This is a genomic window from Kordia sp. (genome assembly GCF_045105435.1).
Lineage (GTDB): Bacteria > Bacteroidota > Bacteroidia > Flavobacteriales > Flavobacteriaceae > Kordia.
Genome location: NZ_JBGCDL010000193.1, coordinates 1 through 5040 on the forward strand (window position 1 = coordinate 1; position 5040 = coordinate 5040).

Genomic DNA, 5040 nt, shown 5'->3' on the forward strand with positions numbered 1-5040 from the left:
AGTTCTCGATACGATTTTTCGTGCCTCAAAATCACTCGAAATGACGCTTCGTTATACTTTTGAATTCAAAATGTACAACGGGTTTTAAGAATACTCATTTCATTATATTTTATACTTAAATATAGTACTTAACTCTTTCAAATACGATAAATCCCGTAGCTGTTTACGTAAATAACTCTATTTGCTAAAATTAGTCAGGCAACTACTTTTGAACCATCATTTTATATCACCCTTTTTCCAAAAATTTAGATAAGAGCATCTATATGAACGGTTCCACAAGGGCGATTTGGTCGGAATGGCAGATGGATGCTCTTTTTGAATAAAATAATAACGAACGATTATGAAAAATTTAAAAAAACAATTCAATGTTTTCTGTATTGCAATTTTAACAGTAACAATGATATCATGTAACAATGATGATGATGTCGCTACTATGGATACTGCAAATACTGCTGGAGAATTCTTAACAGCCAAAGTTGATGGTGTTGACTTTAGCGCTATGGAAGTTTCAGTAACAGCAACAACGTCAAACAATGTATTATCACTTGTTGGAGGCGATAGCAATGGAAACACTTTTCAAATGGCAATCCAAAATTACAATGGTGTAGGAACGTATGTCACAGGTGATGTTATAACAAACTCAAATGCGATGTCGTACATAACAGTAACACCATTTGCTTTATGGACTTCTACTTTTGATACTGGTAATGGAACACTAGAAGTTACCACAGATGATGGAAGCATCATAGAAGGAACATTTGAATTTCTTGGTTACAAAGACGCATCAACTCGAATTCTTTTTAGTGATGGTGAATTCAAAGCTAACATAGAATAAAAAACACCAAATCAATAAAAACCACCGAACGATGAAAATTAGAATACTATTCATAGGATTGTTGAGTCAAGTGGCTTTCGGACAATTAGAAACTGTAAAAGACATACACGCCGCTACAGGTGACGATGTATACACGAACAGTTTTATGTATCAAGGAAATACAAATGGAATTATTGCCGCAAATGATGGAAATACAGGTAGTGAAATCTATCGATTAAATCCAGCATTAAATAATATTACACTAATAAAAGATATCTCACCAGGTAGTAATGGAAGTGCTCCAAATCAATTTACAGAATTGCCTAATGGAAATGTCGTTTTTACTGCAAGCGATGGAGTTCACGGAACAGAAATTTGGGTAACTGACGGAACAGAAGCTGGAACAATTCGCTTAGTAGGATTAGACAATGAATACGGAGATCGCTATATAACCTATGCAGAAGAAGTAAATGGAAATGTAGTTTTTATAGCAAGAAATGTAAATGCAAACTCAGAACTTTGGATTACAGATGGTACACCAACAGGAACACAATTGCTTATCGATATTTATCCAGGAACAGCAGCAGGAACATTTGGACCGCTATATCCGTATAATGGAGAAGTTTATTTCTCAGCAAGACAACCTGGTACTGAGCAAGAACTCTGGAAAACAGATGGAACTGTTGCAGGAACTACCTTAGTAAAAGACATTTGGCCAGGATTTGGATTTTCTTCACCAATAAGTTTTGTAGCATATAACAATCTACTCTATTTCAGAGCTGATGATGGTACAAATGGACGCGAACTTTGGGTAACTGATGGAACAGAAACAGGAACACAATTAGTAAAAGATATTCATCCTACAGGTTCGTCAAATGCAGCTCCGCAATTAGTTTTTAATAATAAACTATATCTCATTGCAAACACTCCAACAAACGGATTTGAATTATGGTCTACGGATGGAACTGATGCAGGAACTACATTAGTAAAAGATATTAATCCTTCAGGAAATGGATTTCCAAAAGATTTCATAGAATACAATAATGAACTATACTTTAGAGCTGATAATGGAACGAATGGAGCAGAACTCTGGAAAACAGATGGAACCGAAGCAGGAACCATACTAGTAAAAGATATAAACACCGCGGGAAATGCATTCATAGGATTTGCAGAACAAACAATATACAATGGAGAATTATACTTTGTAGCTCGCGATAATACCGTAGATGAACTATGGAAAACAGATGGAACTTCCGCAGGAACTCTACAAGTTACAAACATAAACCCAACAACAGGTTCGGGAATTACTGAGCTTACTGTATTTAATAACAAACTTATATTCGCTGCTACAGATGGTGTAATCGGAAGAGAATTATGGACAAGTGACGGAATCACTACCGAATTATTATTAGACATCTTTCCAGGAGAAAAAAGTAGTAGTCCATCAGATTTAATCGTTTACAACAACGAACTATATTTTGTAGCTTCAGATAATATATATGGACGCGAATTGCGAAAAATAAACAGCACAACATTAAGTGTAGAAACTGTTGAAGATTTTCAAAAAAGTGAAAACCTAACGGTATACCCAAATCCAACAACAGCATACTTTTCAATCAATACGAGTTCACAAACAGACATCATAAAAGTAGAAGTATATGATCGCACAGGTAAATTTATTCAAGAAATAAAAAAATCCCAAAATGGATACAATGTGCAAAACTTACCATCAGGATTGTACTTTATAAAAATGTATACTTCCCAAACCTCAAAAACTAAGAAGTTAATCGTTCGGTAAACTTTAATACTTGTTAGTTAAAAAGCCTCTTTTCTTAATTGAAAAGAGGCTTTGTTTATGTATGATAGTCACGAAATTCAAAATTTCACGATGGTGTTCTATATATTAAAAACTCCTAACAGCTAAAGGCAAACAGCCAAAAGCTCAAAGAACTTAATCCTGCAAAGCAAAAACTTTTTGCAACAAATCCGTTGTTCTCGATCCTACTTTGGTACGAATCTTTTGCTCTTCAACAGCAATCATCTTATAAACTCCTTTCAATGCTTCGTTTGTTACATAATCCGTTAAATCTGGATTTACTTTACTTACCAATGGAATTTTATTGTAATTATTAATCAAATTTGTCCAAATCTTATCAGCACCAACTTTCGCAAACGAATTCTGAATCACAGGCTGAAACTTGTTGTACAATGCAGTCGTTGTTTTTCCTTCCAAATACTGTGTTGCAGCATTATCAGAACCTAATAAAATATTTTTAGCGTCAGCAAATGTGATGTCTTTCACAGCATTTATAAAAATCGGAGTTGCTTCTTTTACAGCATCTTCCGCAGCTCTGTTCAACATTTTAATTCCATCATCAGCCAAACTTCCCAAACCAATATCACGCAAGGTTTTATCAACTTTTCTAAGTTCTTGAGGCATTAAAATTTTTACAAGGCCATTTCCGTAAAAACCATCTTTCATGGTTAACTTCTTTACCTGATTGTCAATTCCGAGGTCTAATGCTTGGCGTAATCCTGCTGCAATATCAGCGTTTCCTAAAGTTCCGCCTTGTGGCAATTGATTCACAATTCCTTGCAATTCTGCACAAGAATTGAACATCAATATTCCGACAAAAGCAATGATGATTTTTTTCATAAGTATCTATTTACGATTTTTTAGACTTTAAAAAGTGCAAAAGGTTTCCTAAAAACCAAATTACACAATACAAAAATACACGAATAATTAAAAGAAGTGACTGGTTTATAAAGAAAAAAGAAAGCGTATCTTTTTACTTTTAAAAAACACCAAATGAAAAACCCGATACTTTATACCATACTACTTTTTTCACTTTGTACAGTTGCACAAGAAACCATTCCTAACAAAACGGAAATGTGTGAAACACTCATGGAAATCAGTAAGAACGATCAAATATACAGAAATGGAGCAATCTTAAAAGATGGAAAATTTGGAAGAAAAAGTGTGTATCCCAAAAAAATAAAAGACTCTGTTTGGGTTTTACAACGAAAATTAGACGATTCAAATACAAAAAAACTCATAGAATTAACTAAAAAATACGGTTGGCTGAGTGATGAACGCGTCAATTGTCCTAAACTAGATATATGGCTCATTTTTAGACATTCAGACAAACAACATTACCAAGAAATCTTAGCACTCATCGAAAAAGAACACACTGCCAAACGATTGAATGACTTTCAATACAAACTCATCAAAGACCATGTAACAGGAAAATATTAAAAAACATATCTTACCAAAAATCACACAAATGAAAAACGTTTTTCTATTACTACTTTCATTCTTCTTAACAAGTTGTACACATCAATCCTCTAAAAAAACACCACACAACTCAACAAAAAGTACGCAATACATCACCGTATTAGGAACGGCGCAAGACGCGGGCTATCCGCAAATCAACTGTAACAAATCATGTTGCCAACCATATCATAAAGGAAAAGTAGAAAAAAAGTTGATTTCTTGTTTGGGTTTAATAGATCTCAAAGCAAAGAAAAAATGGCTGTTCGATGCCACGCCCGATATCACACAACAAATCCAAAACCTTTCCAATCATCTTGAAACTACAAACGTAATTGACGGCGTTTTTCTCACACATGCACACATTGGTCATTACACCGGACTCATGTTTTTTGGACGTGAAGCCATGGGCGCAAAAAAAATTCCTGTGTATGCGATGCCAAAAATGAAAAACTACTTAGAAACCAACGGACCATGGAGTCAGTTAGTGGATTTGCAAAATATCAATCTGAAAAAATTGGCGCATAACACTTCCGTAGATTTGACAAACGGACTTCAAATAACGCCTTTTTTAGTACCACATCGTGACGAATTCTCAGAAACGGTCGGCTATAAAATTCAAGGGAAAAACCGTGCTGCATTGTTCATTCCAGATATTAACAAATGGCATCTTTGGGAAAAAAACATTGTGGAAGAAGTTAAAAAAGTAGACTATGCTTTTTTAGATGCAACTTTTTTCAAAGAAGGCGAAATTCCAAGACCAATGAGCGAAGTCCCACATCCATTTATTGTAGAAACTGCAAAACTCTTTGAAAACGAAGACGAAGCCACAAAAAACAAAGTAATATTCATTCACTTCAATCATTCAAATCCTGCATTGCAAAAATCAAATTCGTTAAAAGACAGTTTACAAAAACAAGGTTTTCAATTTGCAGAAGAAGGAATGCGTTTTGGA

The 5040-nt window shown here is 34.4% G+C and carries 5 protein-coding genes; 4 read left to right on the forward strand and 1 reads right to left on the reverse strand.

What is annotated here, in order from left to right:
* Positions 1-340 precede the first annotated feature (340 nt).
* Together AB8B65_RS10275 and AB8B65_RS10280 are read left to right on the forward strand one after the other, a co-directional pair.
* Positions 341-835, forward strand: coding sequence for a DUF6252 family protein (locus AB8B65_RS10275; protein WP_405300881.1), 495 nt, complete (start codon positions 341-343; stop codon positions 833-835).
* A gap of 31 nt (positions 836-866) precedes the next feature.
* Positions 867-2612, forward strand: coding sequence for an ELWxxDGT repeat protein (locus tag AB8B65_RS10280; RefSeq protein WP_405300883.1), 1746 nt, complete (start codon positions 867-869; stop codon positions 2610-2612).
* 153 nt (positions 2613-2765) lie between these two features.
* Here AB8B65_RS10280 and AB8B65_RS10285 read toward each other — a convergent pair whose 3' ends face one another.
* Positions 2766-3470, reverse strand: coding sequence for a DUF4197 domain-containing protein (locus tag AB8B65_RS10285; RefSeq protein ID WP_405300884.1), 705 nt, complete (start codon positions 3468-3470; stop codon positions 2766-2768).
* 153 nt (positions 3471-3623) lie between these two features.
* Here AB8B65_RS10285 and AB8B65_RS10290 point away from each other — a divergent pair, with 153 nt between their 5' ends.
* Both AB8B65_RS10290 and AB8B65_RS10295 read left to right on the forward strand, forming a co-directional pair.
* Positions 3624-4070, forward strand: a complete 447-nt coding sequence (locus tag AB8B65_RS10290; RefSeq protein WP_405300885.1) for a hypothetical protein — start codon at positions 3624-3626, stop codon at positions 4068-4070.
* Between the two features lie 28 nt (positions 4071-4098).
* The coding region (locus AB8B65_RS10295) for an MBL fold metallo-hydrolase (RefSeq protein WP_405300886.1) at positions 4099-5040 on the forward strand (942 nt) is incomplete at its 3' end.